At 71.2% G+C, this 17276-nt stretch carries 19 protein-coding genes; 8 read left to right on the top strand and 11 right to left on the bottom strand.

Annotated features, from left to right (window positions below):
* The first annotated feature begins 284 nt into the window (after positions 1–284).
* The 3 genes from ACWGH0_RS16605 to ACWGH0_RS16595 are packed head-to-tail and all read left to right on the top strand — an operon-like array spanning position 285 to position 3016.
* Complete coding sequence (locus ACWGH0_RS16605) at positions 285–1241, top strand: ABC transporter substrate-binding protein (protein ID WP_453404852.1); 957 nt, start codon at positions 285–287, stop codon at positions 1239–1241.
* Positions 1242–1284: 43 nt separating this feature from the next.
* The gene (locus tag ACWGH0_RS16600) at positions 1285–2253 is read left to right on the top strand and encodes an amino acid ABC transporter permease (RefSeq protein ID WP_453404851.1); all 969 of its coding nucleotides are present in this window, start codon (positions 1285–1287) and stop codon (positions 2251–2253) included.
* A 1-nt stretch (position 2254) separates the two neighbouring features.
* Positions 2255–3016, top strand: a complete 762-nt coding sequence (locus ACWGH0_RS16595; protein WP_453404850.1) for an amino acid ABC transporter ATP-binding protein — start codon at positions 2255–2257, stop codon at positions 3014–3016.
* A gap of 68 nt (positions 3017–3084) precedes the next feature.
* Here ACWGH0_RS16595 and ACWGH0_RS16590 read toward each other — a convergent pair whose 3' ends face one another.
* Positions 3085–3861 carry a class I SAM-dependent methyltransferase gene (locus ACWGH0_RS16590; protein WP_453404849.1) on the bottom strand — a complete coding sequence of 259 codons (777 nt, stop codon included), beginning with the start codon at positions 3859–3861 and terminating at the stop codon, positions 3085–3087.
* 85 nt (positions 3862–3946) lie between these two features.
* On the opposite strand from ACWGH0_RS16590, the gene ACWGH0_RS16585 reads away from it, so the two are divergent.
* Positions 3947–4576 carry a CGNR zinc finger domain-containing protein gene (locus tag ACWGH0_RS16585; RefSeq protein WP_453404848.1) on the top strand — a complete coding sequence of 210 codons (630 nt, stop codon included), beginning with the start codon at positions 3947–3949 and terminating at the stop codon, positions 4574–4576.
* Here ACWGH0_RS16585 and sodX read toward each other — a convergent pair.
* Positions 4480–4905 (bottom strand): nickel-type superoxide dismutase maturation protease, encoded by a 426-nt coding sequence (gene sodX, locus ACWGH0_RS16580; protein WP_453404847.1) that lies wholly within the window; start codon positions 4903–4905, stop codon positions 4480–4482. The genes ACWGH0_RS16585 and sodX overlap by 97 nt on opposite strands.
* Positions 4906–5049: 144 nt before the next feature.
* Between sodX and sodN the strand changes: the two genes are divergently transcribed.
* Positions 5050–5445 carry a superoxide dismutase, Ni gene (gene sodN / locus ACWGH0_RS16575; RefSeq protein WP_069926993.1) on the top strand — a complete coding sequence of 132 codons (396 nt, stop codon included), beginning with the start codon at positions 5050–5052 and terminating at the stop codon, positions 5443–5445.
* A 107-nt stretch (positions 5446–5552) separates the two neighbouring features.
* On the opposite strand, the gene ACWGH0_RS16570 is transcribed toward sodN, so the two are convergent.
* Positions 5553–6359 carry an ATP-grasp domain-containing protein gene (locus ACWGH0_RS16570; RefSeq protein ID WP_453404846.1) on the bottom strand — a complete coding sequence of 269 codons (807 nt, stop codon included), beginning with the start codon at positions 6357–6359 and terminating at the stop codon, positions 5553–5555.
* A 179-nt stretch (positions 6360–6538) separates the two neighbouring features.
* Here ACWGH0_RS16570 and ACWGH0_RS16565 point away from each other — a divergent pair, with 179 nt between their 5' ends.
* On the top strand, positions 6539–7204 hold the full coding sequence (locus ACWGH0_RS16565; protein ID WP_453404845.1) for an HNH endonuclease family protein: 666 nt from the start codon (positions 6539–6541) through the stop codon (positions 7202–7204).
* Positions 7205–7342: 138 nt separating this feature from the next.
* On the opposite strand, the gene ACWGH0_RS16560 is transcribed toward ACWGH0_RS16565, so the two are convergent.
* From ACWGH0_RS16560 to ACWGH0_RS16550, 3 genes are all read right to left on the bottom strand, one after another.
* A complete protein-coding gene (locus tag ACWGH0_RS16560; RefSeq protein ID WP_453404844.1) occupies positions 7343–8545 on the bottom strand; it encodes a winged helix DNA-binding domain-containing protein in 1203 nt (400 codons plus the stop codon).
* A 48-nt stretch (positions 8546–8593) separates the two neighbouring features.
* Positions 8594–9475, bottom strand: a complete 882-nt coding sequence (locus ACWGH0_RS16555; RefSeq protein ID WP_453404843.1) for an NmrA family NAD(P)-binding protein — start codon at positions 9473–9475, stop codon at positions 8594–8596.
* A gap of 164 nt (positions 9476–9639) precedes the next feature.
* Positions 9640–10599 (bottom strand): LysR family transcriptional regulator, encoded by a 960-nt coding sequence (locus tag ACWGH0_RS16550; RefSeq protein WP_453404842.1) that lies wholly within the window; start codon positions 10597–10599, stop codon positions 9640–9642.
* A 196-nt stretch (positions 10600–10795) separates the two neighbouring features.
* On the opposite strand from ACWGH0_RS16550, the gene snpA reads away from it, so the two are divergent.
* Entirely contained in the window at positions 10796–11455 is a 660-nt protein-coding gene (gene snpA, locus ACWGH0_RS16545) for a snapalysin (RefSeq protein ID WP_453404841.1), read from the top strand.
* Positions 11456–11513: 58 nt separating this feature from the next.
* Here snpA and ACWGH0_RS16540 read toward each other — a convergent pair whose 3' ends face one another.
* From ACWGH0_RS16540 to ACWGH0_RS16520, 5 genes are all read right to left on the bottom strand, one after another.
* Positions 11514–12275, bottom strand: a complete 762-nt coding sequence (locus ACWGH0_RS16540) for a DUF6304 family protein (protein ID WP_453404840.1) — start codon at positions 12273–12275, stop codon at positions 11514–11516.
* 48 nt (positions 12276–12323) lie between these two features.
* Positions 12324–12902, bottom strand: a complete 579-nt coding sequence (locus ACWGH0_RS16535; RefSeq protein WP_453404839.1) for a dihydrofolate reductase family protein — start codon at positions 12900–12902, stop codon at positions 12324–12326.
* A gap of 215 nt (positions 12903–13117) precedes the next feature.
* A complete protein-coding gene (locus tag ACWGH0_RS16530) occupies positions 13118–13711 on the bottom strand; it encodes a GNAT family N-acetyltransferase (RefSeq protein ID WP_453404838.1) in 594 nt (197 codons plus the stop codon).
* Between the two features lie 177 nt (positions 13712–13888).
* Entirely contained in the window at positions 13889–14932 is a 1044-nt protein-coding gene (locus ACWGH0_RS16525; RefSeq protein WP_453404875.1) for a family 2 encapsulin nanocompartment cargo protein polyprenyl transferase, read from the bottom strand.
* A gap of 76 nt (positions 14933–15008) precedes the next feature.
* A complete protein-coding gene (locus ACWGH0_RS16520) occupies positions 15009–16421 on the bottom strand; it encodes a family 2B encapsulin nanocompartment shell protein (protein ID WP_453404837.1) in 1413 nt (470 codons plus the stop codon).
* A gap of 251 nt (positions 16422–16672) precedes the next feature.
* Here ACWGH0_RS16520 and ACWGH0_RS16515 point away from each other — a divergent pair, with 251 nt between their 5' ends.
* Positions 16673–17263 (top strand): N-acetylmuramoyl-L-alanine amidase, encoded by a 591-nt coding sequence (locus ACWGH0_RS16515; protein WP_453404836.1) that lies wholly within the window; start codon positions 16673–16675, stop codon positions 17261–17263.
* The last annotated feature ends 13 nt before the right edge of the window (positions 17264–17276 follow it).

Genomic DNA, 17276 nt, shown 5'->3' with positions numbered 1-17276 from the left:
GCCCGCATGTGGGGACAAGTCCGATTGGTGGCATGAATCAGATCCAAATGGCGAGACGGACCGCAGATTTTCCGGCCGAAATGGCAGTGCTCAACAGAAGGTCCGGCCTTGATGTACCGGCCCGTTGAGATTCGGGGGTCACCCGTTACCCGATTTTGACATAGCTGGAGCCCTGAATGGGCTAGTCCGAATGGCAAGATGCCGTAATCACACGAGGTCGCGATACTCGAAGTAGTGTGCCCGACCTCCCAGGCCACTCCCCTTTCTCGCCGGAGGAACCAACCATGACCGCACGTACCACCCGTCGTACGACCGCCACCAAGTCCAGGACAGCCGCGGTCGGCGCGATCGCGGTCGCCGGTGCCCTGCTGCTCGCCGGCTGCGGCGACCAGACCGGGTCCGGCTCGGACGCCGATGAGACCAAGGGCACGAAGTCGTCCAGCGCCCCGCTCTTCGACAAGCTGCCGAAGAAGTACCAGGACGCCGGTGTGATCAAGGTCGGCACGGACGCCGCCTACGCCCCGATGGAGTACGAGGAGGGCGGCAAGATCGTCGGCATCGACCCCGACATCGCCGCCGCCCTCGGCAAGGAGCTCGGCGTCGAGTTCAAGTTCACCAGCGGCACCTTCGACGGCCTGATCACCTCGCTGAACACCGGCCGCCAGGACGTCGTCATGTCGGCCATGAGCGACACCAAGGCCCGCCAGGAGGGCCTGGACGACAAGGGCAAGAAGGCCGGCGAGGGCGTCGACTTCGTCGACTACTTCAACTCGGGCGTCTCCCTGCTGGTCAAGAAGGGCAACCCGGAGAACATCAAGTCTCTGGACGACCTCTGTGGCAAGAAGGTCGCCGTCCAGCGCGGCACGATCTACGAGGACACCTTCAAGGACCAGGCCAAGAAGTGCGGTGACAAGAAGCTTGAGATCTCCGCGTTCGACACGGACGCCGAGGCGCAGACCCGCGTGAAGATCGGTGGCGCCGTCGCCGACCTCAACGACTACCCGGTCGCGGCCCACATCGCGAAGACCGCCGGCGGCGGCAAGGACTTCGAGGTCGCCGGCGGCCAGATCGGCGCCGGCCCGTTCGGCATCGCGGTGAACAAGGACAACACGGAGCTCCGCGACGCCATCAAGGCGGCCCTGGACGCGATCATCAAGAACGGCGAGTACGAGAAGGTCCTGGAGAAGTGGGACGTCAAGAACAGCGCCGTCACCGAGGCGACCGTCAACGCCGGCAAGTAAATCTGGCGTTCTCGCCTCAAGTGTTCACTGAAGGGCAGTCACTGTGACTGACAAGTTCGACAAGGCGCCCGCCGAAGAGCCACCCGAGGACTCGGCGGTCGCCAAGGCGGAGGCCACCCCCGCTTCCACCGCTCCGCCCGAGCAGATCAAGGCCATTCCGGTTCGGCACTGGGGCCGCTGGGTCTCCGGCGTCGTGGTGATCGCGCTGCTCGGCATGCTGGTCTACGCGTTTTCGCAGGGCAACGTGCAGTGGGGCACGGTCGGTGACTTCATCTTCGACCAGCGCATCCTCGAAGGCATGGGCCGCACGCTGCTGATCAGCGTGCTTTCGATGGCCATTGGCCTGGTCCTCGGTGTCGTCTTCGCGGTCATGCGACTGTCGAAGAACCCCGTCACCGGCGCGGTCGCCTGGCTCTACATCTGGTTCTTCCGCGGCACTCCGGTGTTCGTACAGCTGCTGCTGTGGTTCAACCTCGCCCTGATTTTCCCGATCCTCAACATCGGGTTCTACAAGGACGAGATGGTCGACGTCATGACGCCGTTCATGGTCGCCCTGCTGGGCCTGGGCCTGAACGAGGGCGCCTACATGGCGGAGATCGTCCGCGCGGGCATCCAGTCGGTCGACGAGGGCCAGACGGAGGCGGCGCACGCGCTGGGCATGAAGAACAGCAAGACCATGCGCCGTGTGGTGCTGCCGCAGGCGATGCGGGTGATCGTGCCGCCGACCGGCAACGAGTTCATCAACCTGCTGAAGACGTCGTCCCTGGTGGCGGTCGTGACGTACGTCGACCTGACCCGAGCCGCGCAGAACATCGGCTCCACCTCGTTCGCCGTGATGGAGATGCTCCTCGTGGCATCCGTCTGGTACCTGGTCCTGACCAGCGTCTTCAGCGTCGGCCAGTACTACCTGGAGCGCCGTTACGCCCGGGGTTCGCTCCGGGCGCTGCCGCCGACTCCGTGGCAGAAGGTCAGGCGCAATCTGACGTCCTTCTCGAGCCCGAGGGGGGCATGACATGACCGCCATGGTGAAGGCCGAGGGCGTACACAAGTCCTACGGCGCAGCCCACATCCTCAAGGGCATCGACCTGGAGGTCGCCCCGCGTGAGGTGTTCTGCCTGGTCGGCCCGTCCGGCTCCGGCAAGTCCACGTTCCTGCGGTGCATCAACCACCTGGAGCAGATCAACGCCGGCCGGCTCTCGGTCGACGGCCGTCTCGTGGGCTACCGCGAGAAGGGCGACAAGCTCTACGAGCTGAAGGACAGCGAGGTCGCGGCGCACCGCCGGGACATCGGCATGGTCTTCCAGCGCTTCAACCTCTTCCCGCACATGACGGCGCTCGAGAACGTCATGGAGGCCCCGATCCAGGTCAAGGGCGAGGCGAAGGCGGTGGCCCGCGCGCGGGCCGAGCGTCTGCTGGACCGCGTCGGCCTGGCCGACAAGGCCAAGAACTACCCGTCGCAGCTCTCCGGCGGCCAGCAGCAGCGCGTGGCGATCGCCCGTGCGCTGGCCATGGAGCCGAAGCTGATGCTCTTCGACGAGCCGACGTCGGCGCTCGACCCCGAGCTGGTGGGCGACGTGCTCGACGTGATGCGCGGTCTCGCCGAGGACGGCATGACGATGATCGTCGTCACGCACGAGATGGGCTTCGCCCGCGAGGTCGGCGACTCGCTCGTCTTCATGGACGGCGGCGTGGTCGTCGAGTCGGGCAACCCGCGCGACGTGCTGACGAACCCCCAGCACGACCGGACGAAGGCGTTCCTGTCGAAGGTGCTGTAGTCGGACACGACGGAGGCGGTACGGACCACCCGGTCCGTACCGCCTCTTCGTGTGCCCGCTCCCGGCGGTCACCTCACCGCCAGCACCAGCGCGTCCGAGGGCGAGCGCCACACCGCACGGGCCTCCCCGAAGCCGCCGGCCCCGCGCAGCGTCCGTACGTGCCAGTCGACGCCCGGGGTGTCGCCGTCGGCGTGCTCGCCGTAGATCTCGAAGCGCCGGGCGGTCGGTTCGGCCAGTACGGGGTCCTCGGCGGCCAGAGCCCACCACTCGGCCCAGTCCAGGGCGCCGTCTGCCCTGGCGCGGTCCATGCGGGCGTGCCGTTGGGCGCGCTCGGCCGCGTTGATGCGCGGGGTGCTTTCGTCGATCATGTGGTCGGCGTTCATGAACACGCCGTCCGAGCGGACCAGGCCGCCCAGCTGCCCGTAAAGGGCGGCCAGGTCGTCGGTGTGCAGCCAGTGCAGCGCGGTGGCCGTGAGGACGGCGTCGTACGTCCCGTACGGCAGCGCGGCGGCCCACTGGGGATCCTTCCAGTCGGCCGTCACGAAGCTGACGCGCTCGTCGCCGTCGAAGTACCCCCGGGCGATGGCGAGCAGCGCCGGGTCGAGGTCGACGCCCGTACTGGTGGCCTTCGGGAACCGCTTGAGCAGCCGGTCCGTGATACTTCCCGTACCGCACGCCAGATCCAGCACCCGCGGCTCGGGGCCGACCAGGGCCTCGACCATGTCGAGCATCACCCGGAACCGCTCCTCGCGGTCCGGCATGTACCACTCCTGCTGACGGTCCCAGCTCTCCTGCCAGGCCGCCCAGTCCGTCCCCGTCGCCGACCCCGTGTACGTCTCCGCCATCAGAACTCCTCCGCCGCACTACGTAATACCCTCGAAGCACAACCAGCCATTACGAAACCCTAGACCGCCCCCGTAAGGACTACAAGTGGAACTGGCCTATTACTCGGACTACGCCCTGCGCCTGGTCAACAGCGAGGAGCCGGCCCGCAACAAGGACTCACTCACGTCGGTGGACGCGGTAAGGGCGCTGTTCGGCGGCAACGCGTCGGCGGCCCGCCGCGCCACGGACGCGGACGTCACCCGCTTCCGCTCCGTACGGGCCCGCCTGCGCGCGATCTTCGAGGCGGCGGACGGCGGCGACGAGACGCTCGCGGTGGACCTGCTGAACTCGCTCCTCATGGAGTTCCCGGTCAGCCCGCAGATCTCCGGTCACGAGACGCGCAAGGAGGACGGCCGCCCCGACTGGCACATGCACCTCGCGGACCACCCGTCCAACGCGACCGCCGGGTACGCGGCCATCGCGTCGATGGGCCTCGCCTTCCACCTCACCGAGCACGGGGCGGACCGTCTGGGCCTGTGCCAGGCGGCGCCCTGCCGCAACGCCTACCTCGACACCTCGACCAACCGCTCGCGCCGCTACTGCTCCGACCGCTGCGCCACCCGCGCCAACGTCGCCGCCTACCGGGCGCGCAAGCGCCTGGAGACCGACCGGTCGGCGAGCACCGGCCGTACGGCGGAAACCAGCCAGGAGAGCACCACCACGGCCGACCGCTGACGCCCGGCCCGTATCGGCCGGTAGCGCGCCCTGACCCGGCCCAGCACCATGTCGGCCGGGACCACCCCGAAGGCCCTGCTGTCCACGACCTCGGCGTCCGGATTGTCGCCGAGCACCCACCAGCCGGCGTCCCGCCGGTCCACCAGCCGCTTCACGATGAGCAGGTCCTGCTGCAAGGGGTGGCGCAGTACGGCGACGTCGCCCACCCGCAACCGCCCCCCGTAGTGCACGAGCAGCTGATCGCGGTGCCGCAGCGTCGGCACCATGGACGGGCCCGTCACCTCGGCGACCCCGAACATCGCGGTCGGCTCCCACCCGTGCTCCACCATCCGGCACCTCCCGGTCCGATCCTCCACCAGTCCCATACTCGCCCTGGACTTTTGACCTAAGCCCTAGGGGGCACCCGCCAAAACGCGTCTCTCACGGAGTAATGTCCCACCTGAGAAGACGATCACGAGGAAGGAAGCTCTTACATGCTCTCCCGCCTGTTTGCCCCCAAGGTGAAGGTCAGCGCCCACTGCGACCTGCCCTGCGGCGTGTACGACCCGGCCCAGGCCCGCATCGAGGCCGAGTCGGTCAAGGCCACGCAGGAAAAGATGCAGGCCAACGACGACGCGCACTTCCAGGCGCGCGCCACGGTCATCAAGGAGCAGCGCGCGGAGCTCGCCAAGCACCACGTCTCGGTGCTGTGGAGCGACTACTTCAAGCCGCCGCACTTCGAGAAGTACCCGGAGCTGCACCAGCTCGTCAACGACGCCCTCAAGGCGCTCAGCGCCGCCAAGGCCTCGACCGACCCGGCGACGGGCCAGAAGGCGCTGGACTACATCGCCCAGATCGACAAGATCTTCTGGGAGACCAAGAAGGCCTGACCCACCCGGTCGCCTTCCGGCACCTCGCACCACTCGACAGCACCCGGCATCCGCGCGGAGCCGGGTGCTGTCGTCGTGTCCGGCGGGCCGCGCACACCGGCCCCGGCTCACCGCCGTTCCCCGGCCGAGCGGAACGGCCGGTCCCGGTGCGGCAGTCGCGCACCCGGCCCGGCCGCACGCAGGACGACGTCCAGGGCGCGGTCGGGGTCGGCGGCGTAGCAGTTGCTGAACCAGGCCATGTTCGCCTCGACCACCGCCCACCCGCCGTCGGCGCCGCCCGCGGGCGCGGTCAGGAGGCCGACGTCGAGCACCACCGCGCTGGGCAGCGTACGACCGCACACGGCGAGCAGGCGTTCCGCGAAGGACACGACCGCCTTCCGCTCCCGGTGGCCGGCCAGCGGCGCCGCGTCGAGCTGCCCGTAGGTGGCGTACTGCGATCCCGTACGGACTTCGCCGTCCAGGACGTACAGCCGGAACTCCGACTTCCAGCTCACCACGTCGCTGATCTGCACCGCCGTGTCAGCGGCGAGTACGCCGGGCAGGCGGCTGCCGTCCGCGTACACGGCGGCCGGGAAGGTCTTCGCCGTCGGGGGCTTGACGAACGCCGGCCGGGTCAGGCGCCGGGCATCGGCCAGGGTCGTCGTCACGATCCGCCGCCGGGTGAACTCCCGGGGCAGGCCGGACAGCCACGCACCGGCCGGTTCGAGGAGTGCGACTCCCAGGGCGTCGGCGACACCCGCCGCGAACCCGGGACCGCCGTAGTAGTGGCCGCCGCCCCTCCCGCTCGTCACCGGCCGGCCGGGAGGCAGCACCTCGACGGGCATTCCCCGGCGGAGGGCCGCCGCCGAGAGCAGCTCCCGGGTCGGGCTGTACTGCGGCGCCACCGCCAGAAAGTCCCGCTGCCGCGTTCTCACCACAGACATGGTGCCGCGTGGAAGGTGTGCGCGAAAGGCAGTTGTCGAGCGGCGGCGGCCCCGTGCTCGCACCCGGGAGCCGGTGTGACCCGTGCGGGTGATTCGTCCCGGTTCTGCGGCGTGTCCGGGTGACAGGTGCCGGTAGTACTGGTCCGTCCGTACGAGAGGGAGGGATTCGTATGCGCAAGCTGGGTTTCCTGCTGTCGACGCTCCTCACCGCCACCGCGATCCTCGCCGGGGGCGCGCCCGGCGCCGGGGCCGCGCCCGGCGACACGGTCACCAGCACGGTCGAGCGGATCATCGAGATGCTGCCGGTGGCCGTCGAGGACAGCACCGGGTACGCCGCCGGGAAGTTCCGGCACTGGACCGACCCCGACCAGGACGGCTGCGACACCCGGGCCGAGGTGATCATCGCGGAGGCGACCACCCCGCCCGCCGTCGACGGGCGGTGCACCATCACGGGTGGCGTGTGGCACTCGTACTACGACAAGCGGGACCACGTGGGCGCCGGCGCCCTCGACGTCGACCACCTGGTGCCGCTCGCGGAGGCGTGGCGCAGCGGGGCGTCGGCGTGGACCGACGAGGAACGGGAGCGGTTCGCGAACGACCTGGGCGATCCACGGGTGCTGGCGGCCGTGACCGCCACCGAGAAGCGCCTCAAGGGCGACCGGGATCCGGCGCGCTGGGAGCCGTCCGACGACAGCGCGGACTGCCGCTACATCGCCGAGTGGGCGGCGGTGAAAGCGCGTTGGAAGCTGTCGTTGGACTCCGCGGAGTTGGCGGCGCTGCAAAACATGGTGGCGGAGTGCCCGACGGAGGAGATCACGTACGAGATGGCGCTCTGAGCTGTACGGGGGCGGCCGCCGGGGCGGCCGCCGGGGCGGCCGGCGGGGCGGCCGGCCGGAGCCTGACGCGGGGCGGTCACGCCGTCGGTTTCCTCGCCGGCCGCGCTCCGGCCCGTACCGAGCCCGCCGCCGGGGCGGTCACGCCGTCAGTTCCTGCTCCAGCCAGGTCTTGCCGCGCGTCCGCGCCGTCAGGCGTACGCCCCTGAGCAGCGGGGCCAGGCGCTCGGCCTCCGCGCGTACGGCCGCCTCGGCGTCGCGGCCCACGTCCTCCAGGTAGCGGCAGACGATCTCGCCCGTGGAGTCCTGGGCCCAGCCGCCGACGATCCGTCCGTTCCACCACACGGAGGGGCCGATGTTGCCCGCGCGGTCGAAGAGGCGGGGCGCGTGCTCGCCGAGGTACCAGTCGCGGGTGTGCCAGCCCATCGGCGTCGAGTCGAGTGCGGGCAGCAGCGCGGCCCAGGGCTCGGGGGCGGGCGTCGGGTCGAGGTCGTCGGGCAGCAGCAGGCCGGTGCCCCCGCCCTCCAGGTCGGCCTCGACGGCGCCCAGCGCGGCCAGTGCGCGCTTGACCTGCGCCTTGGTCCACCCCGTCCACCAGCGCAGGTCGTCGGCCGTGCCGGGACCGAAGGTGCGCAGCCAGCGCCCGGCCAGGTCGGCCTCCGCCTCGCGGGTGTCCCACGCGGCGAGACCGTCGGGGCACCACCGGGTCAGGGGCGACCAGCGGTACTGGTGGGACGTCCACGATCCGCGCGGCCTGCCCCGCACCGCGAGTCCTTCGGCCGCCAGCAGCAGGAGCAGACGGCTGGCCAGTTTCTGACGGCCCTCGTACGGCTTGCCCCTGGACAGGACGATCTCGGTGCCCAGCCGGGGGTCGGCCGCCGCGAGTTCGGCGGCCGTGACCTCACCGCCGGCCTCCAGCGCGGCGAGCGCCGCCCGCTCGGCGCCGGCGAGCCACTTCTCGACGCCGGCCGCGTCGGCGGCCACGCCCGTTTCGGCCAGGACGTCCAGCAGCCGGCGCCGTTCGCGTGCGGCGACCTGGCGCGAGCACGCCGCCTGGAGGACGGGCGCGACGTCGAGGGAGGTGACGAACACGGTGCGGCGCATGGCGAGCAGCCGCAGCAGCGAGCGGTCGTCGTACAGCGCCCGCTCGACGTCCGCGACGCCGCCCGTACGCATCCGCGCCAGCGCGCCCAGGTGGACCGACGACGGGTCGGTGCCGTGCAGCGCCACCAGGTCGCGGGCCACCTCCACGGGGTCGTCCGCGCGCGCCTCCGCCGCCAGCCGGTGCCGCCGCCCCAGCCGTGCCCTGCGCTCGTCCGTGTCCACCCGCATACGCGTCCCCATGGCCACGGACCCTAACCGGCCCGGCGGCCCCCGACCGGCTCAGCGGCTTCAGCCGGCGAGGTGCCGCCAGGTGGCCGGATTCTCGCGGAGGAAGTCGGCGAACGCCGTCGCCGGGCGGCCGGTGAGGCGGGGCACCGCGTCGGAGACCGCCGCCAGCTCACCGTTCGCCATGGCCTCGTACGACGAGACCCACCCCTGGACCTCCCACGGCTCGGCGCCGAACCGCTCCCGTGACGCGTACGCCTCCTCGTGCGTCTCCGGTACGTACGTCACCGGGCGGCCCGCGACACGGCTCAGCTCGCGCGCGATCCCGGCGAGGGACAGGGCTTGCGGGCCGGTCAGCTCGTAGGTGGCCCCGTCGTGACTGTCGAGGTCCTCCAGCTCGGCGAGGAGCACGGCGGCTGCCGCGTCCGCGATGTCGTCGTGCGCGACGGCCGAGACCCGCCCGTCGCCGGCCGGGCCCCGGATCACGCCGTCCTTCCCCGCCATGGCGGGGAACGCGGCCTGGTAGAAGCCGTCGCGCAGGAAGGTGTGGCGTACGCCGGTGGAGCGGATGTACTGCTCGGTGTGCCAGTGGTCGCGGGCGAAGGTGAACGTCGCGTCCGGCGCCGCGCCGAGCAGGGACACGTACACGATCCGCTCCACCCCGGCCGCGAGGGCGGCGTCGACGGCGCTCTTGTGGCTGCGCACCCGGTCGGGGTTCTCGTGCGCGGAGACGAGGAACAGCGTCCCGGCGCCGTCCACCGCGGCGCTCATCGCCGCGGCGTCGCCGTAGGACGCCGGGCCCGCCTTCACCGCGCCGGGCAGGTCCGGCAGGCGTGCGGGGTCGCGGCCGAGGAGGAGCTGGGAGACTCCGGCTCCGGCGAGCCGCCGGGCGACGGCTCCGCCGATCCGGCCGCTCGCTCCGGTGACGGCGATTGCTGGGGTCATGAGGAGTGCCCTTCGCTGGTGCGTCCTGCGTCCCGGTGGGCGGCGGTGGCATCCGCCCCCTACAGCCTCGACGGGCCGCCGCCGGGCGGCATTCCTGCGTACGGCCATTGGCACCAGCACGGACACGCCCCGGGGCGCCGCCGAGGGGGCGCAGTGGCCCGCCGTCAGGCCACCGCACTTCCCGCCGGCAGGCGGTTCTCCTCGCGCAGCAGCCACTGCCGGTATCCGGGGGCCCGCATCGCCGCGTCGTGGTACGCCGCCTCCAGGTCGGCGTACACCCCCGCCGCCTCGGGGAAGCCCGGCCGCCACACGAGCAGCAGCCGTACGGCGAGCGGGTCGCCCCGCAGCGGGCGGATCGCCATGTCGTCGCGCGGCCCCGAGGTCGGCTGGCAGGGGGCGACGGCCTCGCCCATGACGATCAGCGAGGTCGCCGTGTGGTAGTCGCCGCGCAGGACGGGCGGATCGAGACCGGCCGCGTCGAACACGCGCCGCACGCCGTCCCATTCGCCGTCCACGGTCGGGTCGATCATCCAGCGGTCGGCCGCCAGGTCGGTCAGGTCCACCACGGACCGGCCGGCCGCCGGATGGTCCCGTGACATCGCGATGAACTGCGGTTCCCGCTCAACCAGCACACGCTGGTCGAGGCCGGCCGGCACGCGCAGCGCGGACCCCTCCACCTCGTGCACGAAGGCGACGTCGAGCTGCCCCGCCGCGACCAGGCCCAGCAGCGTGTGGGCCGACACGTCGACGTGCAGGGAGGTGCCGGTCTCCGGCAGCCGCGTACGGAGCCGCCGCAGCCATCCGCCGAGGACCCGGCTGGCGGTGGCCCCGATCCGCAGGTGCGGGCCGCCCGACGAGCGGGCCGCCGCCCTCGTGTCGGCCACGAGGGCGTTCATCTGCTCGACGAGCGGACGCGCCCTGCTGAGCACCGCCCGCCCCAGCGGCGTCGGCCGGCATCCGGTGCGTTCGCGGGAGAACAGCTGAGCGCCCAGGGCGTTCTCGATCCGGCGGAGCTGCGTGGTCAGGGACGGCTGGCTCATTCCGAGCGTACGGGCGGCCTTGTGCAGACTGCCGGTGTCGGCGATGGCGCACAGCGCGCGAAGGTGCCTGACCTCAAGCTCCATGCCCCGACCCTAAGGCGGTCCGCCGGAGCCGCACCAGACTCCATACGCACAGGAATCACCCCTGCTTCGGCGGGAGTTGGCCGGGGTGATGCGCTCGCGCTATCACCGGTTGGCATCATCCGCGGCCGGGCCGGGGGCCCCGACACTCTCCCTACCCACCCGTTTGACATGAACGGAACGAGTAGGAGCCCCCCACATGAAGAAGCGGCACCCCAGAACCCTCCTCACCACCGCCCTCGGCCTCGGCCTCGCCGCCGCGACCCTCGGCGCCGCGCCCGCCGCGGCGGCGCCTTCGGCCGCCCCCGCCTCGTCCGACGCGTCCGTCTCCTACGTCTCGTACGAGCGGTCCAAGGAGAACGCCGCCGCCAACAGGGCCTTCTTCGACGCCGTGAAGAAGTCGGTCGCCGAGAAGCGCGCGGCGAACCCCGGCGCCCTGGCCGTCACCGTCGTCTACTCGGCGGCGAGCGCGCCGACCTTCCGCACGCAGATAGCCAGGAGCACCCAGATCTGGAACAGCTCCGTCGTCAACGTGAAGCTCCAGGAGGGTTCGAACCCCGACTTCGTGTACCGGGAGGGCAACGACCCCCGCGGCTCGTACGCCAGCACCGACGGCCACGGCAACGGGTACATCTTCCTGGACTACCGCCAGAACCAGCAGTACAACTCGACCCGCGTCACGTCCCACGAGACCGGCCACGTGCTGGGGCTGCCCGACCACTACTCGGGTCCGTGCAGCGAGCTGATGTCCGGCGGCGGTCCCGGCACCTCCTGCCAGAACGCGACCCCCGACCTGCGCGAGCGCAGGCGCGTCAACCAGCTCTGGCAGAACGGCTTCGTCCCGGCCGACGCCTCCTGACCGGTCCGCTCCCGGGTGCCCCGTACGCGTACGGCGTACGGGGCATCGCCCTGCCGCGCTACGAGAGCGGGCGCGCGGCCGTCCGGGCGACCACCGGTCCGGCGGCCGGGCTTCCGGCGGCCGTCGCGGTGGCCTGTTCGTGCACGAACGGGAACGGGCCCCGGTATCCCGTCCCGGGCCCCTGCGCCGGCCTGCGCTCGAAGTCCGCGCACGCCCAGGTCTCCTGGACGAAACCGGACCGCAGGTCCCACAGGTCGAACAGGTCCTGCTTGCCCTCGACCGTCCGGTAGGCATCCTTGGTCCTGCGGAAGCAGGCGAGGTTGCCGAACATCCCGCTGCCGAACGGGTGGTAGTCGGAGAAGGCACACGAGATGCACGCCCGGAGGTACGCCCCGGCCGGCAGCTGCCGCTGGATGACCGTCAGCGCGTGCTCGAAGTCGTTCTCCGCACGCTCCGAGGCGTATGCCGCCCCGTCGAAGTGCAGGGTCAGGGCGAGGTGTTCGCGGTCGACGCCGCCGTTCGGAAGCGGTTTGCCCAGCGTGAGGAGGCAGCTGAGCGTGGCCCGGTGCACCCGCCCTTCGGCGTACACCGGGACCGGAATGTCCCACTCCAGTATGCAGTCGCACAGCGAGCCGCCCGACAGCGCGAACCCCGCCTCCCCGGCGGGCGGTCCGGCCGTCGGGTCGAGGGCGTCGAAGCTGTCACCCTCGAAGTCGACTCCCCTGATGCGGGTGCGCAGCCGCTGCCCGTCCGTCGTGAAGTGGACGGCGACGGAACCCCTGCGGTCGCGATACCAGCCGGCCCACGGCTCTCCTGTCATGACCCGGACTTTAGCCCGTTCGGGCGAGGCACCCGAACGGGCCCGGCGCTAGCGCTGCTTGACGTACTTCAGCACGATCGTGCCGTTGTCGAAGGTCCGGGTCGATTCGAGCGCGAAGGCGAACACGCCGAACTCGGCGGAGAACAACGGGACACCGGAACCGGCCACGACCGGGTAGACCTTGAGGACCATTTCGTCGATCTCCTCCAGCAGTTGCGCGGCGAGATCCGCCCCGCCCGCGAGGTAGATCCCGAGGCCGTCCTCCTGCTTGAGTTCACGGACCTTGGCGGCGACGTCACCGGCGACGACCTCGATGTCGGGGTCGATCGACGTGTCCAGGCTGCGCGACACGACGTACTGCCGCAGGTGCCTGTACGGGCTGGTGATCCCCAGCTCCAGTGCCGCGTCGTACGTGGCGCGCCCCTGGAGCATCGTGTCGAAGTGCCTGTTGTCGAGATCGTCGACGCCCAAGTGCTGCCGTACGTGCGTGGGGAGGCAGTCGGGGTACTCGCCGACCAGGAAGTCCTTCATGAAGGACTCGCTCAACGGGTAGAAGTCGACCTCGCCGCCGGGCCCGGCGATGAAACCGTCGATGGACATACCGACGTAGTACGTGAGCTTGCGCAAACCGATCCTCTGGTCGAAAGACAGGGCGTGCGGTCGAACCGCGGAGAGGCCGTGGACCGACCTCCCCCCGAAACCACGTCGGCCATAGTGCCTCACCCGTAGTGGTTAGGCAAGGGGCTTGCGGCATAAGGCGGTTTACGGGGGGCGTGTCGGGGCTCGACCCGAGGAGCCGCGCTCATCCCGTGGAAAGCGGAGGCCGAACCGCGGTACGGCGCTCAGCGCACCGGTTCGCGCCACATGGGCCACATGTGGGGGCCGTCGGGCAGGTCGACCGTGCGGCCGGTGAAGGCGAAGCCGAGCCGTTCGTACAGCTTGGCGCTGCGCGCGCTGCTCGCCTCCAGATAGGCCGGTACGCCGTCGCGGTCGCAGCGGTCGAGGACCGGCTGGATCAGCGCGGTGCCGAGCCCTTCGCCCTGACGGTCCGGGGACACCGCGATGAGCAGCAGGTACTCGTGCGCGCGGTCGTGCGGATGGACCGCGCCCGTCAGCCGGCCGATGAGCTCGGCGCGCTCGTTGGTGGGGTCGGCGGTCTCGCGCATGCGCACCGGAGTGTCGTCCTCCTCCTGCGGCGCCCCGGCCGGCACCTGGAGCCACAGCGCCGCGGCCGAGCCGTCCTCCGTCACGTCGACCCGGCCGTCCCGCAGGGCCACGTCGAGGAAGACGCCGAGGAACGTGCCGTGCACGCGGCCGCGGTGCGCCCGGTCGGGGAAGACCCAGCTGCTCACCGGGTCGTCCATGAAGGCCGCGTCCAGCAGCCCCACGAGCGCCTCACGGTCGCTCTCCCCCGCCTGTCGTATCTCCACGCCCACGGTCCGGCCTCTTCTCTCCTTATCTGATGCATCAGATGCTGTCGTTCGAACTGACGTGTCTTATCCTTGTGTTGGCGCTTCTGAGCCGACGGGCGTCCGGGGGTTTTCCCCCGGACGCCCGTCACCGCATCCCCCTGCCCCCGCTGTCCCCCTCCGCTGTCCCCCGATGTCCCCCGGTCAGCGGGTCCTGCGGGTGACGAACTCCGCGAGGGAGAGCAGATCCTCCGCCGCCTTGAGATCGGGCGCCGCGCGGGACAGGTGCTGCACGGCCCGGGCCATCCGGTCCGCCGCGTGCTCCTGCGCCCAGTCCCGGCCGCCCGCCCGGTCGACGGCGTCGGCCGCCCGCAGGACGGCGGCTTCGTCCAGCGGCCCCGTGTACAGGGCGGCGAGCTCGGCGGCGGCCTCGTTGTCGGCGGTCAGCGCCGCCACCACGGGGAGGGACTTCTTGTGGGCGACCAGATCGGCGCCCGCGGGCTTCCCCGTGTGGGAGGGGTCGCCCCAGATGCCGATGAGGTCGTCGATGAGCTGGAAGGCCAGCCCGGCCTGCCGCCCGAAGGCGTCCATGGCCTCGACCTCGTCCTCGTCCGCGCCCGCGTAGAGCGCGCCGAGGGCGCAGGCGCAGCCCAGCAGGGCCCCGGTCTTCGCCTCGGCCATGACGAGGCACTCGTCGAGCGACACGTCCCGCGGGCCGCGCCGCTCGAAGGCGCAGTCGGACTGCTGCCCCGCGCACAGCTCGATGATGCAGGCGGCGAGCCGTGCCGAGGCGCGGGCCGCCGCCGGGTGCGGGTCCTCGGCCAGCAGCCGCAGCGCGAGGGCGCACATCGCGTCCCCGCCGACGATGGCGTCCGGCACACCGAAGACCGTCCAGGCGGTGGGCCGGTTCCTGCGGGTCGGGTCCTCGTCGATGACGTCGTCGTGGAGCAGGGTGAAGTTGTGCGCCAGCTCCACGGCCGCCGCCGCCCGCACCGCCTGCGCCGGGTCCCCGCCGAGGGCCTCGGTGGCGGCGAGGACCAGGGCGGGCCTGATGGCCTTGCCGGACTGACCCGCCGCCGGCGTGCCGTCGGCCTGCTCCCAGCCGAAGTGGTACCGCGCGATCCGCCGTATGGACGCGGGCAGGCTCTGCACGCCCGCGCGCAGGTGGGGGTCGACGGTACGGCGGGCCCGTTCGAGGAGGGCGGCCGCCTCACGCCCGTCGGCCGGGGCCGCTTCCGCTCTGGTCATGGTCACGGGTCACTTCCTCCAGCAGTGTCGTGCGGCGCCCCGGTCCGGGGCGCCCGGCCGCCCGGGCCTGTGCCGGTCAGCGCCACCTGCCGATCTCGACGTTCTCCAGGACGCCGAGGGCGTCCGGCACCAGGACGGCCGCCGAGTAGTACGCCGTGACCAGGTAACGGATGATCGCCTGCTCGTCGATGCCCATGAAGCGGACCGACAGGCTGGGCTCGATCTCGTCCGGGATGCCGCTCTGCTGGAGTCCGACGACGCCCTGCTCGGCCTCGCCCGTACGCATGCAGATGATCGAGGTCGTACGGGCGTCGCTGATCGGGATCTTGTTGCACGGGAAGATGGGGACGCCGCGCCAGGTGGGCACGCGGCTGCCGCCGATCTCCACGGTCTCCGGGTTCAGACCGCGCTTGTTGCACTCCCGGCCGAAGGCGGCGATGGCGCGGGGGTGGGCGAGGAACATCTTGGAGCCGCGCCGCCGCGACAGCAGCTCGTCCATGTCGTCCGGGCCGGGCACGCCGTCGTGCGGCTGGAGACGCTGCCCGTAGTCGCAGTTGTGCAGCAGCCCGAACTCCCGGTGGTTGACGAGCTCGTGCTCCTGGCGCTCGCGCAGCGCCTCGACGGTGAGCCTCAACTGCTGCTCGGTCTGGTTCATCGGCTGGTTGTAGAGGTCCGCGACCCGGCTGTGCACTTTCAGGACCGTCTGCGCGACGCTCAGTTCGTACTCGCGGGGCGCTGCGTCGTAGTCGACGTAGGTGTGCGGGACGACGGGCTCGCCCACGTGGCCGGCGGACAGGTCGATGGGCGCCTCGCCGTACTTGTTGGTGCGCTGGCGGGGCAGCGACCGTACGCGCGTCAGGTGGTCACGCAACGTTTCTGCGCGGTCGGCGAGCGTCATGACGGACTGCCGGGAGAGCGTCAGCACCGTGCACGCGGTGGCGGCGCGGACCGAGCACGTCCAGGTGCCGTTCTCCTCGACGAGGGCCTGGTCGCCGAAGTAGGCCCCGTCGGCGAGGACACCGAGCACCGCCTCGGCGTCGTACGCGCCGTCCGCGACCTTCTCGACCCGGCCGTGGGCCAGCAGGTAGACCGTGTCCGCGGCCTCACCGGCGGTCGCGATCACCTCGCCCGCCGCGAACTCCCGCTGCTCGCAGCGCTGCGCCAGCTCGGCCAGCACCTCGTCGTCCCCGTAGGTGCGCAGCGCCGGAAGCTCCTTCAACTCCCCCGGGATGACCTCGACGCGCTCCCCGGTCTGCACGAAGGTCACCCGTCCGTCGCCCACCGCGTAGCTGAGCCGGCGGTTCACCCGGTACGTACCGCCCTGGACCTGGACCCACGGCAGCATCCGCAGCAGCCACCGGGAGGTGATCTCCTGCATCTGCGGTGCGGACTTGGTGGTGGTGGCCAAGTTCCGCGCTGCGGCCGTGCCGAGACTCTGCTGCGGCTTAGCCTGCTCTGTGCGGATCTCGGAACCTGCCTCGACCGACATCTGACTCCCTCTCGATACATGTGCTGACCTGCATCGAGGAGCCTTTCAGTACGGACAGTGGCAGCGCCATTACACAAAAGAGTGTGACTAGATCACCGGAGCGCTGGGCATGTCGCACGACGCCGGGGCGGGCGACGGGTGCGGAAGTTGTCCGGATCGACTCGTACGGCGCCCGAACACGTAGTCGTGGCAGCCGAGTTCGGGTAAGCCATCGGTACGAGATGGTGCGCGACTCACCTAAGGAGGCGGTCATGGCCTCACCCATGTCCGCGAGCAGATTCCTCGACGTACTGAGAGACGAAGGCATCAGCGTCGTCCAGGTCGGCGACTGGCGTACGCACAACCGCAACCACGTGGGCCCCTGGGGGCCCGTGCACGGCGTGATGATCCACCACACCGTCACTTCCGGCACGGCGAAGACCGTGCGCATCTGCCGGGACGGCTACGCGGGACTCCCCGGCCCGCTCTGCCACGGCGTGATCGCCAAGAACGGAACCGTCCACCTGGTCGGGTACGGCCGTGCCAACCACGCGGGGATGGGCGACGACGACGTCCTGCGCGCCGTCATCGCCGAGCGGACCCTGCCGCGCGACAACGAGTCCAACACCGACGGAAACCGGCACTTCTACGGCTTCGAGTGCGAGAACCTCGGCGACGGGGAGGACCCGTGGCCCGAGGCCCAGCTCGACGCGATCGAGCGGGCGGCGGCCGCGGTCTGCCGGCACCACGGGTGGAACTCCCGTTCGGTGATCGGTCACCGCGAATGGCAGCCGGGCAAGATAGATCCCCTCGGATTCTCGATGAACACGATGCGCGCGCGCATCCAGGACCGCCTCGCGTGAGCCCCGCGCGACA

The sequence above is a fragment of the Streptomyces sp. NPDC054887 genome, from assembly GCF_053610585.1.
The sequence above is the reverse complement of the archived record's forward strand: the minus strand, read 5'-3'. Positions and strand labels throughout refer to the sequence as shown.